Origin of the sequence: Acidiphilium sp. 34-64-41, assembly GCF_002282635.1 — a bacterium.
Classification (GTDB): Bacteria; Pseudomonadota; Alphaproteobacteria; order Acetobacterales; family Acetobacteraceae; genus Acidiphilium; species Acidiphilium rubrum.
In genome coordinates this window covers 1-20217 of the sequence record NZ_NCJX01000048.1, presented here as the reverse complement: position 1 = coordinate 20217, position 20217 = coordinate 1, and the positions used below count along the sequence as shown (strand labels likewise).

Here is a 20217-nt window from a genome sequence, read left to right as displayed (position 1 = left end):
TGTTCTCCTGTCCCGTTGCCGGCGATCGAGGGACGATACGAGACGGTTTGCCATCCGGAACCGTTAGTCTCTTTGAAAGACAAACCGTTCATGGTAGCGCTCGATGTCCATGGCCAACCTCAACAGAACTCTGACTCGTGGTCAACACCTCGGAATCGCCTTGATTTTGCTCTTCATCGGCAGTTTTCTGACGATCGCGATCTATGGCGCGCTACGCGGCGACACCGTCGCGGCGTCGCACATTTCCGCGGTCCCTTCTTCCGAGATGCAGGCTCAACCTCTCGCGCCGAAATCATGATCGCCGGTCGGGGATGCGACGCCTGAAAAGGTTGATTTCGATGATTGCGCGCGATGGCGGATGTTGTCTTGGGCAAATCCGTTAGGTAGAACCCGAATGTGCTCAGAATCGTGGGTCACCTCCTGATTGCGACAATCTTGCTGTTCGGCAGCATGACGGCGTTTGCGCATGGCTCGGCAAATGAGGGCCGATCAGCCGCCGGGGCGGCCTACTTCCAGAGACCGGCAGATGGAGGCGGAAATTTCCGCGCATCGGTCTCTGAGGGCCAGTTGCAGTGTAGGACCCTTGGCTGTGAGGTCCAAAATACCGTGCGCCCCGAAGTATTCGTGCCTTTGCCATCCATGATCAGGCTCGCGCCGCGCATCCATGGATCACGGTCGCCGCCAAGCGGCATCACGCTCGATTGCGAACTTCCCCCACCGAAAGTCAGCAGAGTCATCTGAACGCAACTCGGTAGATGTTGCGGGTCTGAAAACTGGTGCTTCGTCGCCCTGACCACGCCCGAGGGCAGCATCGGCAATAAGTGTGTCAGCACGCCGATAAAGCTGCCGTTAAACAAGCCCTTAGCGGCGGGGTCGTGCGGTACGATCGTGCAACGCGACGATGCACCATCCACTCGGAACAGGATCGACTTTGGCTAAGGTGTCGCGTAAAAATGAGTCAACGACTGATATTCTGGATGCTTTGCAGCGTCCTTGCGTTCTCGACGATCAAGTTTGCCACAGCGCACGCAGATAGCGTTCACCGCCATCCCGGCCGAACAAGGTTTCGCTCCGGAATGGCCCATCATCGTGATGCACCGCATCCCGACCATGTCAGCTACCTCTGGTGCGTTCCCTATGCGCGAAAGCTGTCGCACATCAGGCTTCGTGGTGACGCTTTTTTGTGGTGGGCCGAAGCCGACGGCCGATATCTGCGTGGGCCGCGCCCGCGCGTAGGTTCGATCCTGGCATTTCGCTCGATTCCACGAATGCCGCTCGGTCACCTTGCGGTGGTCGTCAAAATCATCAATAGCCGGGAAATCCTGGTGAACGAAGCAAACTGGGTTCCGGATGCCGTCACCCGCGACGTGCCGGTCATCGATGTTTCGCCAGGCAATACCTGGACTGATGTGAGGCAGTCCACTGGAAACGGTGCTTTCGGCCTGTCGTACGCGACCTACGGGTTCATCTACAGCAACGAGCAGCCGACAATCATGGCCGATCGCGCCGCAGACACAGAGGTCGCGCAAGCTCCGCCTGCCCCGACGTTGCGCCTGGACGGCCCGGATCGAAATCTGCGGTGATCTCTCTCAGGCGCAAGATGTTGCCAGCACGACCCCGTCGAGTCCCGTCAAATTTTCTCTCACGTGATGGAGGTGTTTCAAATATGGCTGAAAAATTTGGCCTGGCGCGCCGTGCCGTGCTTGCCGCTCCGGCACTTCTCGTCGCACCCGGCCTTGGCGGTGCAGCGACAACGGCGGCCGCCGCCCCGGCCCCCTTGTGCATTGTGCTCAACTCCGGTGGCGCCACCGTATCGATCATCGACATGGCGAGCCGCCGCGTCTTGCGGGAGGAACCGACCTTTCGCGAGCCGAGCCACTGGGCACTGGCGGCCGACCATAAGCGGCTGTTGATCGCCGATGCCTCCGGCAATGCTCTGTTCTTCCTCGATCCGGCGACAGGCAGGGAACTCGGCCACAAGATGATCCCGGACCCATACCAATTGTGGTTCAGTCCGGATGGCCGTTTTCTGACAGTGAACTGCCTCCGCCTCAACCATGTCGATATCTACCACGCCGACACGCTGAAACTGGCCCGCCGCTTTCGGGTCGGCTCAATGCCAAGCCACCTCAGCTATACGCCGGATTCGCGTACCCTTTTCACGTCGATGCAGGATTCCGGCACGCTGGTCGCCATCGACCTCACGACGATGACCGAACGCTGGACTGCCAAGGTCGGCAAAACGCCGGCCGGCGTCTTCTGGCATGATGGGGTGGTGTTGGTCGGCATCATGGGAAGCGACACTGTGGCGGTAATCGATCCCGCCAACGGCAGGGTGATCCGGCGCATCGTGACCGACAAGGGGGCGCATACAACATTTCTCACGCCCGACCGCAAGCAGATCTACGTCACCAATCGCGTTGCCGGGTCGCTCAGCGTGCTGGATGCAAAGAGCCTCGATGTGGTCAAACACATCCCGATGCCGGGCGGCCCGGACGATATCTGTTTCGCTCCAGACCGTCGGCTTTGGATGTCACTGCGTTTTTCCTCACACGTCGGGGTGTATGATCCGGCGACCGGGAAGACCGATCGCATTCCGGTGGGCCGCTCGCCGCACGGCATCTTTATCTCGACCCTTCTGACCGACGCGCCGGCGCGCGCGGCGATGCGGATTACGTGAAAGCGTTGAGGAGGAAGCCTCTGCAAATGCCTGATCGCCAGACACCGAAGCGCGCTTATCCAGACATATCCAGGCGCCGTGCCAGCTGCCAGATTGCAGGTGCGTTCGGCGCCGCCGTTTTGGCGAAAGCGCCTGTTGCAGCGGCCAGCCAACCGCCTCCGGCATTCTACAGCAGCGGCGGTCAATATATCCAGTTGCAACCCGAACGACTTGCGCCGGACGCGCCGATAAAGACGGCAGGCGGGAGCGTCATCGACTTCGGCCGCTATCGCGGAAAGGTCGTCTTGTTGAACTTCTGGGCGACGTGGTGCGCGCCATGCGTTCATGAAATGCCATCGCTGGACCGGCTCGCCGCCTCGGCAGACGACAAACTGTTGCAGATCGTGCCGATTGCGATCGATGACGGCGGACAGGAGACCGTTCGTGCGTTCTATCGCCGGTTTGGACTTTCACATCTCGGGGTTTATGCCGATCCGGACCAGCAGATCGGATATTTTGACGCTCGAAACGTCAATCACGGCGTGTTTCCGCTTTATGCGTTGCCTATCACCTACGCGATCGACCCCTTCGGCAGAATCGATGGCTATATTCCGGGTGCCGCGCGGTGGAACTCAGCTCGTGCCAAGGCCCTGATCAAATATCTTACCGGGCGAGCGGCTCCGTGATAGCGCGCAACGTCACGGCGAGGAGAGTTTTGCGCCGATGCCGGCAAGCTTTATGGCCAGGACCGCAGCAGTCAGTTTCCCGACATAGATCGATCGTATGATGCCCTTACGATCGACGAATATCGTCGTCGGTACGGCAAAGCCGCCCGTCCTGGCGAAAAGTCCGGTGGAAGGCGATCTCGCTTTTTTACCTGAGACCGTCGGCGGATCGACCCACACCGGGTAACGGACCGGCGCCGGAGCAAGAAACTGCCGGACCCGTCGCGCCGGCTCGGCCAGATCGGCTCCGACCATCGCAAGGCCACCCTTCTGCCGCGTTGCAAAGGTGCGGCTCAGCATCGGCATTTCTTCACGGCAAGGCAGACACCAGGTCGCCCAGATATTGACCACGGCAGGGCGGCCACGCAGGTCGGAGAGGTTCACCGTGCGCCCGTTCAACGTCATCAACCCGACACTCGGTAATTGGCTGCCCTGATGCAGCCGGTCGGCGGGAACGAATCGCCCGATCGTGGCCAGTGATCCCACGTACAAAACCGTCAGAGGGATCCCGGCAAACGCGATCACGCGGAGTTGAGGGAGCGAAACCCGGCGGCGCCAAACCAGCCAGCCGAGATAGGCGAATCCAACGCCGAACCCAGCCCACGGCGTGTAGCCCGGCTGCCAGATAAAGACTGCGTTCAGGATATGCGGTCGATAGGCGGAAAAATGCTGTGCGACATAGGCTAAGCGCGCGCCGAGCACGCCGATTAGGAACATGCGCTCGACCTGGCCGCCGAGCGCACCATCGCTGACGCGCCAACGCTTGCCGAGCCGATTGGTAAGCCAGATCGTCATGGCGGCAAACACGAAAAGTGCCAGCCGCGGCGTCTGGATCAACAGACCGCCGAGGCTGATGACGATGGGCATCCTTATCGACCGGCAGCGTCGGCCGGTTTCACGAATTTCAACGTCATGTCGTCGCCGGGGCCGATTGCCTGATACTTGGCGCGATCTTTCGCGCCCACCATCAGCATCGGCGGCAGATCGAACACCGGAATGTCGCGCGGGTCTTTCGGGTTGGCGACGATTTCCGACGTGCCGGCGAGCTGAAAGCCGGCGCGCTCGGCCTGTGCGATCACAAAGGGCTGCGGCAGGCGCGCCAGTTTGAAGCTCTTCGAGATCGGCATTGTCGGGGGCGCGCGATGCGCGACGATGCCGAGAATGCCGCCGGGTTTCAGCGTGCGATAGGCGCTACGGAAAAAGCGCTGGACGAACATGTCGGTGACACCGCCATGGACGTTCGCGTACATCAGGTCGTGCATGTTCAGGAACGTCAGGACCATGTCGGCCGAGTCGGGCGCGCCCAGCGCCATATAGGCCGGCGGTTCGAACGGTTCGAGCGTCACGCGGCCATAGACCGCAGGATTTGCGGCGAGTTTCTGCTGATATTTCAGCGCTTCCCGATGTTGGAACGGGCTTGGGCTGCTTGCGGCGGGTGTCGCCTCGATGAGTTTGCCATGATCGTGCAGGAACGGTGCCAGAATTTCGGTATACCATCCGCCGCCGGGGAGAACTTCAACCACCTTCATGTCCGGCCGGATGCCGAAGAACTCCAACGTTCTCAGCGGATGGCGAAACCGATCCCGCTTGACGTAGGCCGGGGTCCGTTGCGGCCCATTGATCGCTTTGCGCAGAGCGGCCTCAACGGAGGCAGGTGTCGCGGCAGACGCTGACGTCACCGCAGTAACCAACGGAAGGAGCGCGGCAAGGCCAAGGAACCGTCGCTTCATGATTGAACTCCAAGATAAGGTTGATGAAAGAGACTAGAAATGCGCGGCAATTGTCGAACGCAGTTGCGCGGGTGGCAGGCAGATGCCTTTATTGCTGCATGATTGCACGGTCACGACGAGACTGAGCGATCCGGCCGAGCGAAGCTGGGCCAGAGTCGAAGCTGGCATGTCGGCGCGCAGGATCGTGTTGTCGTCATACACCAGGATCGACTTGCCATCGAGTTTGACGTGGCTGTCGCGGCCTGGAGGGTACGAAATATCCAGCCTCACGGCCTTATGGTTAATTTCCGATTTTACGGTGGTAGGGATGAGAAACCGCAACGATGCCGGATTCGCATTGACGTGCCATCCTTTTTTGATGTTCAGGCGCACCATGATCGCGGGCTCCCTCGACGGCGCGGCGTTGGAGGCGATCCGTGCCACCATGCTGACCTTGTCGGCGCTGCTCGGTAAATGAAACCGGGCGTTGCCCTCGCTCCGCGCATAAGCTCCGGCGGCACCCTGGACGCCGCTATCGTTGGCGCCGAGCGACCCATCGCGGGAATATCTGCCGGCGATCAGACTCGCGCCGGCCGCAATAACCACGGCAGCGACGTACCAATATCGACGCGTCATCCCGTCAAATCCGATGTGGCGCTGGCTTGATGGATCGCCCGGATCAGGCTGGCAGAGGTAAAAATCCCCGGAAATCGCTCGGTAATCCTCCCTTCGCGATTTCGGATGACGGCAAACGGCAAGCCGGCCCCGCCATCCTTGACCAGGAGATGTTCGAGGAACTGGTTCGGCCTCGTCAGATCGACCCGCAGAGCCAGCAGGCGCTCCTGACGCGCGGCCCCCACCACAGCCGGATCGACGTAGACAGTTTTTTCCAAGATTTTGCAGTTGATGCACCAGGCAGCCGTGAATTCGACGAGCACCGGACGATTCATCCGTTCGGCCGCGTCAAGGCGCTGCGTCGAGAATGGCCGCCAGTGCAGCGGTCCGTTTTGCGGTGGCATCAGCAAGCCGCCGGCATAGCTTGTCGAGAGAGCGACGGCCGCGAAACCGAGCACGACCACTCCTGTGGCCCAGCCGGCACTTCTCAGCGCGGTCACGGCAGCCCACAAGCCTAAGGCGATTGCCCAGGCCCGCCACAGCCACAGACCAAAGTCTGGCGAGACCAGGCTCTGGGCGAAGAAGACGGAACCTGCCAGCAGCAGGAACGCCAGGGCCTGGCGCAGGCGATCCGACCATTCTCCAGCCCGCGGCAGATGGGATAGCAGTGACGGACGGAGAAGAATCACGACATAGGGGAGGCTGAGACCGATGCCCACGAACACGAAGATCGCAATGACTGTGGGTGGTGACTGGGTGATGGCAAAGGCAAGCACCCCACCAAGAAAAGGTCCGGTGCAAGGTGTCGATAAAATGGCGGCCAGCACGCCGGAAACGAACGGTTCCAGGTGCCGTCCGCCGCGCGTGCGATAGGCGAAGCCGGGTACCGGCATGGAGATGTCGAGGAAGATCATTGCAGCAAAACTTGCCATCATCGCCACGAGCACGGCGATCACCCAGGGCGACTGGAACAACACCCCCCAGGTCCAGTGCAGCAACGCGCTTGCGATGCCGATGGCCAGGAAAAACAGCAAGGTTCCCGCTGCGAAAGCGATCGCCGCCTCGATGCGCCGTCGCGGCGACCCGCCCGCATGATGAATGATGGTGCGTATCTTCAAGGGAATGACAGGTAGAACGCAGGGTGTGAGGTTGAGCAGCGCGCCAGACACCAACGCTAACGCGAGTTCCCCGGACAAATCGACAGCAGAAACGGGCAAGGTGTCTCTTCTCCAATCAGAGTCCGCGTGGCTTCCAGCGCCGCAGCAGGAGCGCGTTCGCCACCACGCTGACGCTGCTCAGCGCCATCGCCGCACCGGCGACGATCGGATTGAGGTATCCGAAAGCGGCAAGCGGGATCCCGGCAACATTGTAAAGAAACGCCCAGCCAAGCCCTTGGCGGATCTTGCGATAGGTCTGCCGGGAAATATCGATCGCATCGGCCACATGGGCGGGATTGCCCTGCATCAGGGTAATCCCCGCCGCCCCCATCGCGACATCGGTGCCGGTTCCCATCGCGATGCCGAGATCGGCGGCCGCGAGAGCCGGTGCGTCGTTGATCCCGTCACCCACCATCCCGACCGTCTGACCGTCCGCACGCAGGCGCGCGACCGCCTCCGCCTTGTCACCTGGCAGCACGTTCGCAATCACCTCATCGATGCCTAGCGCGTGTGCGGCGGTTTCGGCCGCGCCGCGGCTGTCACCGGTGATCATCACGGTGCGGATCGATGTCCGGTGCAGCCGCTCGATCGCAACCCGTGTGCTTTCCTTGACGGTGTCGCCAAAAGCCAGCAGGCCTAGAATGCGAGGCTGCGGCGTGGTTTCCGCAAGCCACGAGACGGTCCGGCCGATCGCTTCCAGTTCGCCTGCGCGTCCGGCGAGTTCTCCTGCATCGAGATGATGCTCGTCGATCAGGCGACGATTGCCGAGTACCAGATCGCGCCCGTCGAAGCTTGCCGAAACGCCGCGCCCGGCGAGCGCGCGAAAGCCGCTGCTCGCCGGTACCACCAACCGCTCCGCCTCCGCGCGGGCACGGATCGCGACGGCCAGCGGGTGATCGCTGCCGCCTTGTAGCGATGCCGCGGCTTGGATCACAGCGCGCTCATTCGATCCGCCGATCGAGACGATATCGGTGACGCGCGGCCTTCCCTCGGTCAGCGTGCCGGTCTTGTCGAAAGCGACAACCGTGATCGCGTGGGCGGATTCGAGTGCTTCCGCATCCTTGATCAGGATGCCGTACCGCGCCGCGACACCGGTGCCCGCCATTATTGCGGTCGGCGTAGCGAGACCCAACGAGCAAGGGCATGCGATCACCAGCACGGCCACCGCGGTCAGTACCGACTGGACCATGTCGCCAGTGGCGGCGAACCAGCCGATGAAGGTTGCGGCCGCGATCAGCAGAACGACGGGAACGAACACCGCGCTGACCCGGTCCACCAGATGCTGGATCGGCGCCTTGGAGGCCTGCGCGCCTTCGACCAGGCGCACGATTTTCGCCAAAGCCGTCTCGGCGCCGATTGCTGTCGTCTCGATGATCAGCAAGCCGTCGAGATTGATGGTGCCACCAGTCGCAGGCGCGCCGGGCATCTTATCCACCGGCAGGCTTTCGCCGGTCAGCATCGACTCATCGACGCTGCCGGCACCTTCGATGATGCGGCCATCAACCGGGATCCGTTCCCCCGCTCGCACCACCACAACGTCGCCAACCGCAATCTGGCCGAGCGGCAGTTCGATGTCGATGTCGCCCCGGCGCACCCGGGCAGTGTCCGGCCGAAGCCCCATCAGCGCCCGCAAGGCCGAGGCGGTCTGGCGCTTCGCACGCGCTTCGAGCCATTTGCCGAACAGGATGAAGGTGATGAGGAGAGAGGAACTTTCGAAATACAGGTGTGGCGGCTGGCCCGCGCCTGCGGCAAGCAGCTCATAGACGCTCAGGCCCCAGGCCGCGGAGGTGCCCAGCGCGACGAGCAGATCCATGTTCCCCGCCCGCGCCCGCACGGCTTTCCAACCAGCGACGTAGAACCGCCAGCCCAGTCCGAACTGCACGATGCTGGCCAGGACGAGCTGCCCCCAGCCCGGCAACATCCAGCGCGATCCGGCCAGGTGCATTGCCATACCGGCGATCAGCGGAGCAGACAGCGCGGCGGCGAAACAGACGCGCTGCAACTCCCGCCGGTTCCGCGCCTGCAAGCGCGTGCTTTCGGTCGCTTCGTCGTGATCCACGATCGGCACCGCACCATAGCCGGCGTCCCGCGCCGCCGCGACCAGCCAATCCGTTGATATCGCCCCTTGCAGAACGGCAACGCGTGCCTGCTCGGTTGCCAGATTGACCTCGGCCGACAACACGCCAGGGAGACGCCTGAGCGCCCGTTCGACCCGACCCACGCAACTCGCGCAGGTCATGCCGTCGATGCGCAGGTCGATTTGCGCCGTGCGCACCGCATAGCCGCCACGCTCGATGGCCTGGATCATCGCGCCGGCGTCGGGCGGGTCGCCCTCGGGCGGTTGCGCAACCGTTACATGAGCGCGCTCCGTCGCGAGATTGACCGAAACATCGACGACCCCAGGCAGCCGCGCCAACGCTTTCTCGACTCGGCCGACACAGGACGCACACGTCAACCCGTCGATACCGATGTCGAATGCGGTGGCGGTGGCGGTGGCTTGTGGACGGACGACGGCTGTAGGTGCGATTGCGAGATCCAATGCCTTACTCCTTGGTGACCGGAGATATGGAGCTTGCCATAGTGGTAAGGTCAAGCCCGGGCGGATTGGCGGAAGATTACGGATGACGATCGGCGGCCCACGTCTTGACCTTCCCATTATGGAAGCCCCACCTTCGAGGTCGAAATCCAAAAGAGGAGAAAGTGATGCTTACGTTGAAAGTTTCGGGCATGACCTGCGGGCACTGTGTCGCGGCAGTCACCAAGGCGGTCAACACAGTCCCGCTGGTCGAGAGCGTCAAGGTGGATCTGGAGCGCGGCGAAGTCGAGGTCGGCGGTCGTCCCGATGCCGGGGCGGTCCGCAAGGCGATCATTGACGAAGGCTACGAGGTCCGGGCAGCCGCATAGCGCCTCCGAGCCGGTTCATGGTTCATCATGTCGCGATCGCGCTGCTGCATGCGATGCTGTTTGCCCTGTCGATGGGGTGGGATATCCTGTGGGCGTTGATCCTCGGGTTCCTGCTGTCGGGTGTCGTGCAGGCGGTGGTGACGAAGGGCGAGATGGGCCGGTTGCTGCCGGATGCGGGACCGCGCTCGATCCTGATCGCGAGCGGTCTCGGGGCTGCCTCATCGTCCTGTTCGTATGCGGCGGTGGCGCTTGCGCGCTCGATTTTCCGCAAAGGCGGGAACTTCACCGCCGCCATGGCCTTTCAGTTCGCCTCGACCAATCTGGTTCTGGAATTAGGCATCATATTGGCGGTGCTGATCGGTTGGCAGTTTACTCTTGCCGAATTCGTCGGCGGTCCGCGGCGGCGCGCGATCAGGCGGAGCGCGGCCGGCAGGGGCGGATGGAGGGCCATGCGGCGATGGACATGTCGGTCGGCGGCGAAGGAACCGTGTTGTCGCGCGCGATCTCGCCCAAGGGCTTTACCGCGATTAGCCATTTCTTCGTGATGGACTGGGCGAGCGTCTGGACCGATATCGCGTTGGGGCTGCTGATTTCCGGTGCCCTCGCGGCCTGGGTGCCGCATCAGTTCTGGCAGACGCTGTTTCTCGCGCATGATCGGATCGGGTCCGTCCTGGTCGGACCTCTGATCGGCCCGCTGGTTGCGATCATTTCCTTTGTCTGTTCGGTCGGGAATGTGCCGCTCGCCGCCGTTCTGTGGAATGGTGGGATCAGCTTTGGTGGTGTCGTCGCATTCATCTTTGCCGACCTGATCATCCTGCCGATCCTCGACATCTACCGGAAATATTACGGGTGGCGGATCGCTGGCCTGTTGTTCCTGGTGTTCTACGCGGCGATGGCGCTGGCCGGGTATGCGGTCGAACTGCTGTTCGGCGTCAGCGGGCTGATCCCGGCGAAGCGCCACGCGACGGTTGCGATGGCGTCGGTCAGTTGGAACTACACGACCGTGCTGAATATCGTGTTCCTGGTGATCGCCGCGATGTTGATCTGGCGCTTCATGCGCACCGGCGGACCGGACATGCTGCGCATGATGGCCGCACCGGCGCCGACGAATGCCGGTTCCGACGGCCACGCCCATCATCATCACTCGTAAAAAAGAAGAAGGAACAAACCTTGTGATCTCCGACCTGTCCCGTCGTTCTCTCATCGGCTTGTCGGCCTCGGCTGCGACACTGCCACTCTGGCCCCTATCGGCACCGGCGGCGCCATCCGGTGCGCTCGACCTGACAGCCGAAACCCGAACGCTGGAGGTCAACGGCAAAGCTGCGCGCGTATTCGGGCTGCGCGGGCCGGACGGCAAACCCGGCCTGACCCTGGCGCCCGGCGAACGATTCCGCGTCGATCTTGCCAACCAGGCGGGTGCGCCCACCATCATCCACTGGCATGGGCAGACCCCGCCCTGGAAGCAGGATGGCTTTCCCTGGCCGCAAACGCCGCCGATCGCTGCCGGTGCCTCGCGACAGTTCGATTTCGCGCCGATCCCCGGAACGTATTGGATGCACTCGCATCAAGGCCTGCAGGAACAAAGCCTGATGGCCGCGCCCCTGATCGTTCGCAGCGCCACCGAGATTAGCGAGGATCGCCAGGAGATCGTGCTGATGCTGCACGATTTCAGCTTTCGGTCTCCCGACGATCTGTTTGCGGATCTCACCCGCATGTCGGGCGGTGCGGTCCACCAGGACGTCCGCCAGACCGAAAACATGCCGGCACCGTCCCACTCCGCATCGATGACCGGCATGGCGATGGATTCGACGCCGGGTATGGCGATGAACAAGGCCGATACCACCGGAACGGCCAGCCCCAGCGGGACGGCCGGCATGACGATGGACCTCAACGACATCCGCTACGACGCATTTCTGGCCAACGACCGCACGCTGGACGATCCCGCGGTCGTTCGGGTCGGCAAGAGCGGTCGTCTGCGCCTGCGCGTGATCAACGGCGCGGCGTCCAGCCAGTTCTGGATCGATCTCGGCCGCCTGACCGGTCGGGTGGTCGCGGCCGACGGCCATGACGTTCATCCGGTGCCGGGGCAGCGGTTTCCGATCGCCATCGCGCAGCGGCTGGATATCCTGATCGACCTGCCCCGCGCATCCGGCGCATTTCCGGTCACCGCCATCCTCGAAGGCACGAACCGCCGCACCGGCATGATCCTCGCGACCCAGGGTGCAACGGTCGCGCGTGTGTCGGATGCCGCACCGGCCGAAGCGCCGCCGGTGGATAATTCGCTCGAAATGCGGCTGGTTGCCACCAGACCGTTACAGCCGCGCCGGGCCGATCTGGTCCATACCATCGCGCTCGCCGGGGGGATGCAGCCGTATCGATGGTCGCTGGACGGTCAATACTGGCCGCGCATCACTCCGCTCATGCTGGAACGCGGCCAGCGGGTCGAAATCGACCTGGTCAACCAGACGACGATGGCGCATCCGATGCATCTGCATGGCCACAGCTTCCAGGTGATCGCCCTCGACGGCCGGAAAATCGCTGGCGCAATGCGGGACACGGTTCTGGTCCCGGGCAGGAAAGGGTCGCGCGTTCGGATCGCGTTCGAGGCCGATAATCCTGGGCGCTGGGCGTTCCATTGCCACAACCTGTATCACATGGCGGCCGGGATGATGACCGAGTTCCGCTACCGCGGGATCGCGGTCTAGTGCTGGACTGTGTCATCATCGGCGGTGGCCCGGCCGGGCTGACCGCGGCGATCTACCTTGCTCGCTTCCGCCGCAACTTCGAGCTGATCGATGGCGGTGCCAGCCGTGCGGCGTGGGTTCCGGTATCGCATAACCACGCGGGATTTCCGGATGGTATCAACGGCATCGAATTGCTGGAACGCATGGCTGCCCAGGCGGTCCATTACGGCGCGCCGATCAGGCGGGGCGAGGTCGAACGTCTCGCCGGGGACCGGCAAGCCGGCTTCACCGTGACACTCGACGGCGCCGTGCTGCACGCCCGGACCATCCTGCTCGCCACCGGCGTCGTCGATATTCCTCCTGCGTTGCCGGACCTGCGCGGCGCGGTCGCGGATGGCCTGATCCGCTACTGTCCGGTGTGCGACGGCTTCGAAATCATCGATCGCACGGTCGGCGTCATCGGCCATGGCGCGGGCGGGCTTGGCGAGGCCAAATTCCTGCGCAGCTACACGGACCGTGTCAGCCTGCTCTCGACCGACGTGAAACTGGCACCAGACGATGCGCTGCGCCGAGAAGCCGCCGATGCGGGAATTGCGATCGTCGGTTCGCCGGTTGCCGCCATTGTCGCGGAAGCGGACCGGGCCTGCGCGGTCACGACCCAGGACGGGCAGGTTCACCGGTTCGATGCGATCTACTCTGCGCTCGGCACGCGCAAACGCTCGACCTTGGCACAGATGATCGGCGCCACCCTCACCGACGATGGCTGCATCGTCACCTCGTCCCATCAGCAGACCTCGGCCTGCGGGGTGTTCGCGGCCGGCGACATCGTTCGCGGCCTCAACCAGATCAGCGTCGCGATGGGCGAAGCGGCGATCGCCGCAACCGCGATCCACAACATGTTGCGCGGTGTTGCGGTCGAATGATCTGTTTCATGCACCCGCCGCACCCGGCAGGAAGGATGTCACATGCAATACCCTTGGCTTTATCCGCTCGCTATTCTCTCGCTCACCGCCGCCTTCGCGAGCATGGTGGTTATAATGCTCGACCTGCGCCGGCACCCGCAGAAAATGGGGGTGATGAATGCGGTCTGGCCGGTGACGGCGCTGTATTTCGGCCCGCTTGCGGTCTGGGCCTATTGGGCGATGGGCCGTCAGGCCGGATCGGACCACAAGGACAAACCCTTTTGGATGACCACGTTCGTCGGCGCCACCCATTGCGGCGCCGGCTGCACGCTGGGCGACATCATCGCCGAGTTCGCCATCTTTTTCACCGGCTTTGCCATCGCCGGCTCGACGTTCGGAGCGGAACTGGCGGGTGACTACGTCCTCGCTTTCTCGCTCGGCATCGCGTTCCAGTATTTCGCCATCGTGCCGATGCGTAATTTAAGTCCGGGTCAAGGCATCGTCGCGGCCCTGAAGGCGGATGCGCTGTCGCTGACCAGCTTCGAAATCGGCCTGTTCGGGTGGATGGCCCTGATGCGCTTCGTGTTCTTTCACCCTGCCCTGAAGCCGGACAGCCCGGTATTCTGGTTCATGATGCAGATCGGCATGATCGTCGGTTTCGCGACCACCTTCCCGGTAAACTGGTGGCTGGTGAAGATCGGGGTTAAGGAGGCGATGTGATGACGATCGACGGTTGTAACGACGTGGTCCGTTCGAAACCGGCAAAAGGAGATATTCGATGAGCTTGTTCAGCAGGCTGGGTCTCATCATCAGCGCCAAGGGCAATCGAGCGCTCGACAATGCAGAAAACCCGTCCGAAATTTTCGATCATGCCTACGCCAAGATGACCGAGATGCGGTTGCAGATGAGCCGGTCGATCGCCGATGTGCTGACGTCGCGCAAGTTGATCGAAAGTCAGATGGACGGCGTGCGCCAGACCGACGCACGGCTGGACCAGCAATCGAGGCAGGCCTTGCTGCAGGGGCGCGAAGACCTGGCGCAACAGGCGTTGCAACAGCGTGCGGCATTGCGCGGCCAGCTTCAGGCGCTCGACCAGCAGCACCAGCAGATGATCGATAAGCAGACGAGCCTGGAAGGTGCCAACGAGCGCCTCGCCGCCAAGATTGCCGCCTTCCGGATCCAGAAGGAAACCTTGCGCGCGACAGCCACCGCCGCTGACAGCCAGGCGAAAATATCGGAGTCACTGGCCGGCCTGTCTGAGGAAATGGGCGACGTCAACGCCGCCATGGAGCGCGCGCAGGACAAGGTGGCACGGGTCAACGCGAGGGCGGCCGCCTTGCAGGACATGACCGATAATTTCAACATCGGCCTGACCGGGCCAGGCGATCCGCTACAGCTCGAACTCGACCGGACTGGCCAAGCCTCTGCGGTGTCGGGGGATCTTGCAAGGCTCAAGGCCGAACTCGGCCTGGCGCCGCCGGCACCGATTCCGCTGATCGGCCGGCCGGTTCCCACCACGTCTTCCTTGGCCGAACTTCCGGCCCCGAACAAGGATCGTTCCTGATGATCGTCCGCATCATGGGCCACGGCCAGATCGAACTGCCTGACGATTTCACCCCCGGGCTGATCACAATCGATCGCGATCTGCTCGTGGCGATCGAGGCCGGCGACGAAGCAGGGTTTGAGACCGCTCTCGCCGCATTGCATGATATCCTTGCGCACCACGGCAAGCAGGTCGCCCCAGATCACATCGGCGTCTCCAGCCTGGTCGTGCCGGAAGCCGGCACCACGCTTGCCGAGGCGCATCGGATGCTCGATCACGGCGACCTGCCATTTCCCGGCACGTCGGAAGCGCCACTATGAGCGCCATTGCGACCAGCACGCCCGGCATCATGACCCGGCTGCGCGCAATGGCGACCGGCGAGGTCTCGGCCGCCACGCTCGAAGCGTATCGCGGTGCCGGCGGTGCGGTGTATGATCTCTTCGTCAAGGCCGAACATCGCCGCGGCGAGCTGGTCGCCGCCGGCAAGACCGCCTGGACTATGACCGACAGCGAACGCTCCTTCCTGGCGGCCACCTGGATCGCCTATTCGTTCCAGACCCTGGGCGATGCTTTCCTGCAAGCCGACTACGATGCCGATCCCGGCACGATCGGCTTCGTGCCGCCGGTCACCGCACGGCAGGCGGAGCTGTTCTACGGCGCGGTTGAGGAATGGCTGGCGGCAGCCTTGCGCGCCCAAGGCGACGAAACCTTCGTGCTGCCGCGCCGGGTACCGGTGGCATTGCCGGCTTGGGTCGAGGTCGAGCCATGCCCGGCGGCGCACCTGGCGGCGATGATGGCAGCCTGCCGTACCATTGCCGAACACGCCACGATCGCGGTGGCCGATTGCGCCCGGGCAGCGACCGACGATACCCACAAGGCCGAACTCGCCATGCTGCAGGGCGAACTCGCGTCGCTGACCTCATCGAGCGACTATGCCCAGAGCCTATACCAGTCCTCACATGCACCAGGCAGCGCGCTGCATGAGCGGATGGAAACCACGATCAAGGCCGCGATCGAAAGTGCCTTCCGGCTGGGCCAACTGGCAGCGATGCCCGCCGCGATCACCGAGGACCGCAACCGCCGGCAAAACCGGAGAAGCACCGCAACCATCCGTGCCCTGCCACTGCCGGGCATGCCGGGGTTCGATTTGTTCTGCCTGACCGACCCGCATGCCGCTCCGCATTTCCGCAAGGACATGAAGGCGCAAAAGGCGCTGGGCTATCTGTGGAGCCGCGATCCCGCACCGGAAGCGACCCTCGCGATCCAGCAGGAGATCGAAGCGGCCCTGGCGCGCGGCGACATCTCCTACGCGAAGGACAACCGCTCTCAGCAAGGGCGCTGCTACTATTGCTGCCCCTGGGGTGCCATCTATCACGTGGACCACGAGGTCGAGATCGATCGCACCCGGTTGCGCCCCGGCCAGGAATTCGCCTTCGACGTCTCGGCCGAACCGCTCGCCGAGGTCGGTCCGTTCAAGCGACAAATTACCGTCGGCAACTTTTTCAGCACCAGCGAGACCGATTACTGCGACGAAAACCGATAGCCTCAGGGTCAAACGCCTCGGCTTCCCTCGACTCCAGCCTCTCTTGCGCAGTTCGAGGCTGTGACTTCACCAGATCTTACTGGGGTTGGGTCAGTTCGTACTCGTGATGGGAGTTCATCATCTTGTCGAGCTTGCGGCAGCGTGCGGCAACCGCCGGAGTGCTGCCGGCGATATGCTGGTTCTGCTGCATCTGCTGCTGCTGGCGGGCACAGCGGTCCATCAGCGCGTTTATTTGTAAGTGCCGCCGGTCGTTCTTGGGCGCGTTTGCCAGGTTCGGCATGCCGTGACCTTCACCAGATGGCTTCGCGCCGTTCTGCCCGGCATGAGCGGACGTGATTGTGGCGAAAGTCAGAAGCGCCAGAAGTGGCGTCAGGTGACGCTTCAGAACCATGTCCCGTATCCCCACCACGAAGCGCAGGTCGCGCGGATGTTCACCATGCTGTCGGGCAAGCACCGCCGTGCCGCCGAACTGCTGGTAGTCGGTGACGCCTACATAAGGCGCGAATTTGCGGCCGATCTCGTAGCGCAGCCGGAACCCGGCATCGATATCCGACAGGCCAGCGCCCACCAAGCGCGCCGGATCACGCTTGGTGTAGAAATTCATCTCGATCTGGGGCTGGGCGACCAGGAACTGCGTGACAAAGAGATTATAGCTGGCGATCAGGCGTGCCGCATAGTGCCCCTGGTCGCTGGCATAGACCGTCGCCTCCACGTTGATGAACTCCGGCGCATAGCCTTCGACACCGAACGCCGCCCAGCCACGGCCCGGCCGCGAATCCAAATCGTAGCGGCCACCCGCCTGGACATCGAAAAACCGGCTGATCGGGCGGTCGTAGAGAAGCTCCTGATCGCCGTCCTCGGTTCTGCCGGCATATTTGCGGCCTTCGGTCTTGAACCAGATTTTGTTCTCGTCGGTTCCCGCCCAAGCCTGTCCATCCCAGCGGAAATAGGCGTTCTGGCCATTCAATCGCCCTTCCATCTGGCTCAGGACGCCATGGATATAAACACTGTTGTCGTTGAGCTTGTAACCATACGGCGATTCAGCCTGCTGGTTCGGACTTTCGGCCAAGGCCGGCACGGAAATTGCGACAACGCCCACCGTAAGGGCCGCGCTGGTGAATCGGCGAATATTTGCCATGGTTTTCATGACACCAGGACGGTGCGGAACATGCCACCTTCCTCGAAATGGTAGAGCAGGTGGCAATGATAGGCCCAGTGGCCCGGTGTATCGGCGGTTACCAGATGGCACAGCTCCTCCCCCGGTGCCACGCCGATCGTCTGCTTGTAGGGCCGGTGCATCCCCTTGCCGTTCTCCAGCTCCATCCACAATCCATGCAGATGGATCGGGTGCGCCATCATGGTGTCGTTGATCAGCCGGAAGCGCACCCGCTCGCCGAGGCGAAGGCGGATCGGCTCCGCCTGGCTGAACTTCTTGCCGTTGAAGCCCCAGATGAAGCGCTTCATGTTGCCGGTCAGGTGCAGCACGATCTCGCGTGAGGGTGGACGGGGATCGGAACCGCGATAGAGCGCCCGAAGGTCCGCATAGGTGAGGACGCGGCGGCCGAGATGGTTCAGCGCATCGCCGGCGCTGGCGAGACGCTCGGTCGGCATTTTCGCCACCGTCTGCACCTCGTAGCTCATGTGCGGCTTGTCGGGATCGGGTGCCATGACCGCTGGATGGCCACCGGTGATTTTTTCGCTGATCGGCATGCCGGGCTTCATCTTTTTCATGCCCTTCGCCATGCCGCCGGCCATTTTTTCCATGCCGCCCATGCGGGTGAGGTTGGGGCGGGACTCGCCCCATTGTCCCTTGTTCATCATCGGCATCGCCATATCGAGCATGGTGCGCAAAGGCCGCGGGTCCATCGGTGGGACCGGTCCCGCCATGCCAACGCGCGGTGCCAACGTGCCGCGCGCATAGCCGCTGCGATCCTCCGACTGAGCAAAGATCGTGTAGGCGATATCCTGTTCCGGTTGCACGATGACATCGTAGGTCTCGGCGACGGCGATGCGTAGTTCATCCACCGTGACCGGATCGACGTCGTTGCCGTCCGCCTGCACCACCGTCATTTTCAGGCCGGGCACGCGGATATCGAAATAGGTCATCGCCGAGCCGTTGATGAAGCGAAGGCGGATACGCTCGCCCGCTCGGAAGAGGCCGGTCCAGTTGGTCGCCGGAGGCAGGCCGTTGAGCAAATACGTATAGGTATAGCCGGTGACGCCGGCGATACCGGTCGCCATCATCCGCATCTTCCCCCACATCAGGCGGCTTTTCAGCGTCGGCACCAGGCCACGCTGGGCCGTCTCGTCGACGAAGCTGCTGACGGTGCGCTTGTGCGTGTTGTAGTATCCGCTGTCTTTCTTGAGGTTGCTGGCGATGACACGCGGATCGACATCGCTCCAGTCGGTCAGCATCACCACGTAGTCGCGGTCGGCCTTGATCGGCTCGTCGCGCCGCTCGATGACCAGCGGGCCGCGATGTCCTTTCTGCTCCTGATACCCGGTATGGCTGTGATACCAGTAGGTGCCGTATTGCCGCACCGGGAAGCGGTAGACAAAGGTCTCGCCCGGCGCGATGCCCGGAAAATCGAGACCGGGTACGCCATCCATGGGATTCGGCACCCGGATGCCGTGCCAATGGATCGACGTGCTTTCCGACAAGTTATTGGTAACATTAATAGTAAGATCATCGCCTTCCCGCCAACGCAGCAGCGGTGCCGGGAATGAGCCATTAATCGCGTAGGCCCAGGAACGGTTGCCGGTAATATTGGCCGGCATGCGGGAGATCGCCAGATTGAAATGTGGCCCAAATAATTCCGGGCGAAGTCCCGGTCTCAACTCACCATTGGACGCGCGGGCATTCCTAAGAGTTAATGCTGCGCCGCTCATAGCCAAGCCCCTGACAACGTGGCGGCGGTACATCGGCATGTCGCTACCCCTGTGTCAGTTTCCCTTAAAGAATAGATTCTGGGCCGGGCAACTCTTTGATTTTGTTGGGTGGCGATGCGACGAAATTTCCTTTGATGTGTAGAATTATCCCGTAGACAGTAGACTCACTTTCGTGGAAGGAGCGTCTCATTGTCTCGATTAACGCTATAGAATCTATAGTTTAAGGGAAATCGGCGCTGGCTTCAGCAGAATCTACTCTTTAAGGGAAACTGACAGCACCGCCGTGATTTCATTAGACTCACCGTCGACCGCAAGCTGACCAAGCAATAGCCGCTGGTCCACGGACCAAGCATGGAGCATGTGCAGCGGGGACTTGCCTGCAGCCCGGTCGAAGGAGCGCCGTAATGTCTTGCCGTCAATTGCCACCACCCCCTGCAAGCTCTCAGCGAAATGCTGCATGAAACGCGTGAAGCAGGCTTCGAATGGCGCCGGGTCAAGAAGCCGAAAAACTCGGCTGAAGGTGTCGTGGCTGGGAATGCCGTGCCGCAGGCGCAAAAATTGCCGCAGGAACGGTTCCTTGACCTTGCCGAACAGCGCCATGTCCGAACAGTCCTTGCCGCCAGATAGAATGGTGCAAAGTGCGATCATCAGCAGTTCATGCAGATTATGGCGCGCGTTATCCTGACGGGGATCGATGACTTCGGCAAAGCAGGCGGCAAACTCTTCCATGACGATGGGCCCTCATTGAACTCCACCCTTTGGAATCCAGTTCGCCATCGTGCCGCAAGCCCGTAAGCGTCCGGTCTCGATCGTGTAGCGATCTGATCTCAAGCGGTTTAGCTGGACTCCTTCTGGAGGCTCATAAGGAGGCGGCTGGTGGAGGGAGA

The 20217-nt window shown here is 62.5% G+C and carries 20 protein-coding genes and 1 pseudogene; 13 read left to right on the top strand and 8 right to left on the bottom strand.

All coding sequences use genetic code 11. The features are described from left to right. Positions 1-109: 109 nt before the first annotated feature. The 4 genes from B7X49_RS11180 (at position 110) to B7X49_RS11165 (ending at position 3345) form a co-directional block, all read left to right on the top strand. Positions 110-298 (top strand): hypothetical protein, encoded by a 189-nt coding sequence (locus B7X49_RS11180; protein WP_265638352.1) that lies wholly within the window; start codon positions 110-112, stop codon positions 296-298. 655 nt (positions 299-953) lie between these two features. Beyond that, positions 954-1583 carry a CHAP domain-containing protein gene (locus B7X49_RS11175; protein ID WP_265638351.1) on the top strand — a complete coding sequence of 210 codons (630 nt, stop codon included), beginning with the start codon at positions 954-956 and terminating at the stop codon, positions 1581-1583. 83 nt (positions 1584-1666) lie between these two features. Next, positions 1667-2680 (top strand): PQQ-binding-like beta-propeller repeat protein, encoded by a 1014-nt coding sequence (locus tag B7X49_RS11170; RefSeq protein ID WP_265638350.1) that lies wholly within the window; start codon positions 1667-1669, stop codon positions 2678-2680. 26 nt (positions 2681-2706) lie between these two features. Continuing rightward, on the top strand, positions 2707-3345 hold the full coding sequence (locus tag B7X49_RS11165; RefSeq protein ID WP_265638349.1) for a TlpA disulfide reductase family protein: 639 nt from the start codon (positions 2707-2709) through the stop codon (positions 3343-3345). A gap of 12 nt (positions 3346-3357) precedes the next feature. On the opposite strand, the gene B7X49_RS11160 is transcribed toward B7X49_RS11165, so the two are convergent. From B7X49_RS11160 to B7X49_RS11140, 5 genes are read right to left on the bottom strand one after another with little or no spacing between them, the layout of a single operon-like run. After that, complete coding sequence (locus B7X49_RS11160; RefSeq protein WP_286839389.1) at positions 3358-4251, bottom strand: TlpA disulfide reductase family protein; 894 nt, start codon at positions 4249-4251, stop codon at positions 3358-3360. Positions 4252-4253: 2 nt separating this feature from the next. Further along, a complete protein-coding gene (locus tag B7X49_RS11155) occupies positions 4254-5114 on the bottom strand; it encodes a class I SAM-dependent methyltransferase (protein WP_265638347.1) in 861 nt (286 codons plus the stop codon). 33 nt (positions 5115-5147) lie between these two features. Next, positions 5148-5729, bottom strand: coding sequence for a protein-disulfide reductase DsbD domain-containing protein (locus B7X49_RS11150; RefSeq protein WP_286839386.1), 582 nt, complete (start codon positions 5727-5729; stop codon positions 5148-5150). Beyond that, positions 5726-6925 (bottom strand): protein-disulfide reductase DsbD, encoded by a 1200-nt coding sequence (locus tag B7X49_RS11145; RefSeq protein ID WP_265638345.1) that lies wholly within the window; start codon positions 6923-6925, stop codon positions 5726-5728. The genes B7X49_RS11150 and B7X49_RS11145 overlap by 4 nt, the downstream gene beginning before the upstream one ends. Before the next feature lie 16 nt (positions 6926-6941). After that, the gene (locus tag B7X49_RS11140; protein WP_286839383.1) at positions 6942-9404 is read right to left on the bottom strand and encodes a heavy metal translocating P-type ATPase; all 2463 of its coding nucleotides are present in this window, start codon (positions 9402-9404) and stop codon (positions 6942-6944) included. 164 nt (positions 9405-9568) lie between these two features. Between B7X49_RS11140 and B7X49_RS11135 the strand changes: the two genes are divergently transcribed. The 9 genes from B7X49_RS11135 to B7X49_RS11095 are packed head-to-tail and all read left to right on the top strand — an operon-like array spanning position 9569 to position 16441. Continuing rightward, the gene (locus tag B7X49_RS11135) at positions 9569-9769 is read left to right on the top strand and encodes a heavy-metal-associated domain-containing protein (protein ID WP_265638344.1); all 201 of its coding nucleotides are present in this window, start codon (positions 9569-9571) and stop codon (positions 9767-9769) included. A 17-nt stretch (positions 9770-9786) separates the two neighbouring features. Further along, entirely contained in the window at positions 9787-10314 is a 528-nt protein-coding gene (locus B7X49_RS11130) for a permease (protein ID WP_286839380.1), read from the top strand. Then, positions 10227-10919 (top strand): permease, encoded by a 693-nt coding sequence (locus B7X49_RS11125; RefSeq protein ID WP_286839378.1) that lies wholly within the window; start codon positions 10227-10229, stop codon positions 10917-10919. The genes B7X49_RS11130 and B7X49_RS11125 overlap by 88 nt, the downstream gene beginning before the upstream one ends. Before the next feature lie 58 nt (positions 10920-10977). Continuing rightward, positions 10978-12474: a multicopper oxidase family protein gene (locus tag B7X49_RS11120; RefSeq protein ID WP_286839375.1), complete on the top strand. Its 1497-nt coding sequence runs from the start codon at positions 10978-10980 to the stop codon at positions 12472-12474. Beyond that, a complete protein-coding gene (locus B7X49_RS11115; protein ID WP_265638341.1) occupies positions 12474-13376 on the top strand; it encodes an NAD(P)/FAD-dependent oxidoreductase in 903 nt (300 codons plus the stop codon). Before B7X49_RS11120 ends, B7X49_RS11115 begins: the two co-directional genes overlap by 1 nt. Positions 13377-13418: 42 nt before the next feature. Further along, on the top strand, positions 13419-14075 hold the full coding sequence (locus B7X49_RS11110) for a DUF4396 domain-containing protein (protein WP_265638340.1): 657 nt from the start codon (positions 13419-13421) through the stop codon (positions 14073-14075). 58 nt (positions 14076-14133) lie between these two features. Further along, entirely contained in the window at positions 14134-14919 is a 786-nt protein-coding gene (locus B7X49_RS11105; protein ID WP_265638339.1) for a PspA/IM30 family protein, read from the top strand. Next, on the top strand, positions 14919-15218 hold the full coding sequence (gene pspAA, locus B7X49_RS11100; RefSeq protein WP_265638338.1) for a PspA-associated protein PspAA: 300 nt from the start codon (positions 14919-14921) through the stop codon (positions 15216-15218). The genes B7X49_RS11105 and pspAA overlap by 1 nt, the downstream gene beginning before the upstream one ends. After that, complete coding sequence (locus B7X49_RS11095; RefSeq protein ID WP_265638337.1) at positions 15215-16441, top strand: hypothetical protein; 1227 nt, start codon at positions 15215-15217, stop codon at positions 16439-16441. The genes pspAA and B7X49_RS11095 overlap by 4 nt, the downstream gene beginning before the upstream one ends. A gap of 76 nt (positions 16442-16517) precedes the next feature. Here B7X49_RS11095 and B7X49_RS11090 read toward each other — a convergent pair whose 3' ends face one another. From B7X49_RS11090 to B7X49_RS11080, 3 genes and pseudogenes are all read right to left on the bottom strand, one after another. Next, positions 16518-17588, bottom strand: coding sequence for a copper resistance protein B (locus B7X49_RS11090; RefSeq protein WP_265638336.1), 1071 nt, complete (start codon positions 17586-17588; stop codon positions 16518-16520). Continuing rightward, a complete protein-coding gene (locus tag B7X49_RS11085) occupies positions 17585-19363 on the bottom strand; it encodes a copper resistance system multicopper oxidase (RefSeq protein ID WP_408735596.1) in 1779 nt (592 codons plus the stop codon). The genes B7X49_RS11090 and B7X49_RS11085 overlap by 4 nt, the downstream gene beginning before the upstream one ends. A 243-nt stretch (positions 19364-19606) precedes the next feature. Then, a pseudogene (locus B7X49_RS11080) lies at positions 19607-20059 on the bottom strand (ISAs1 family transposase); the annotation flags it as partial. Positions 20060-20217: the final 158 nt, after the last annotated feature.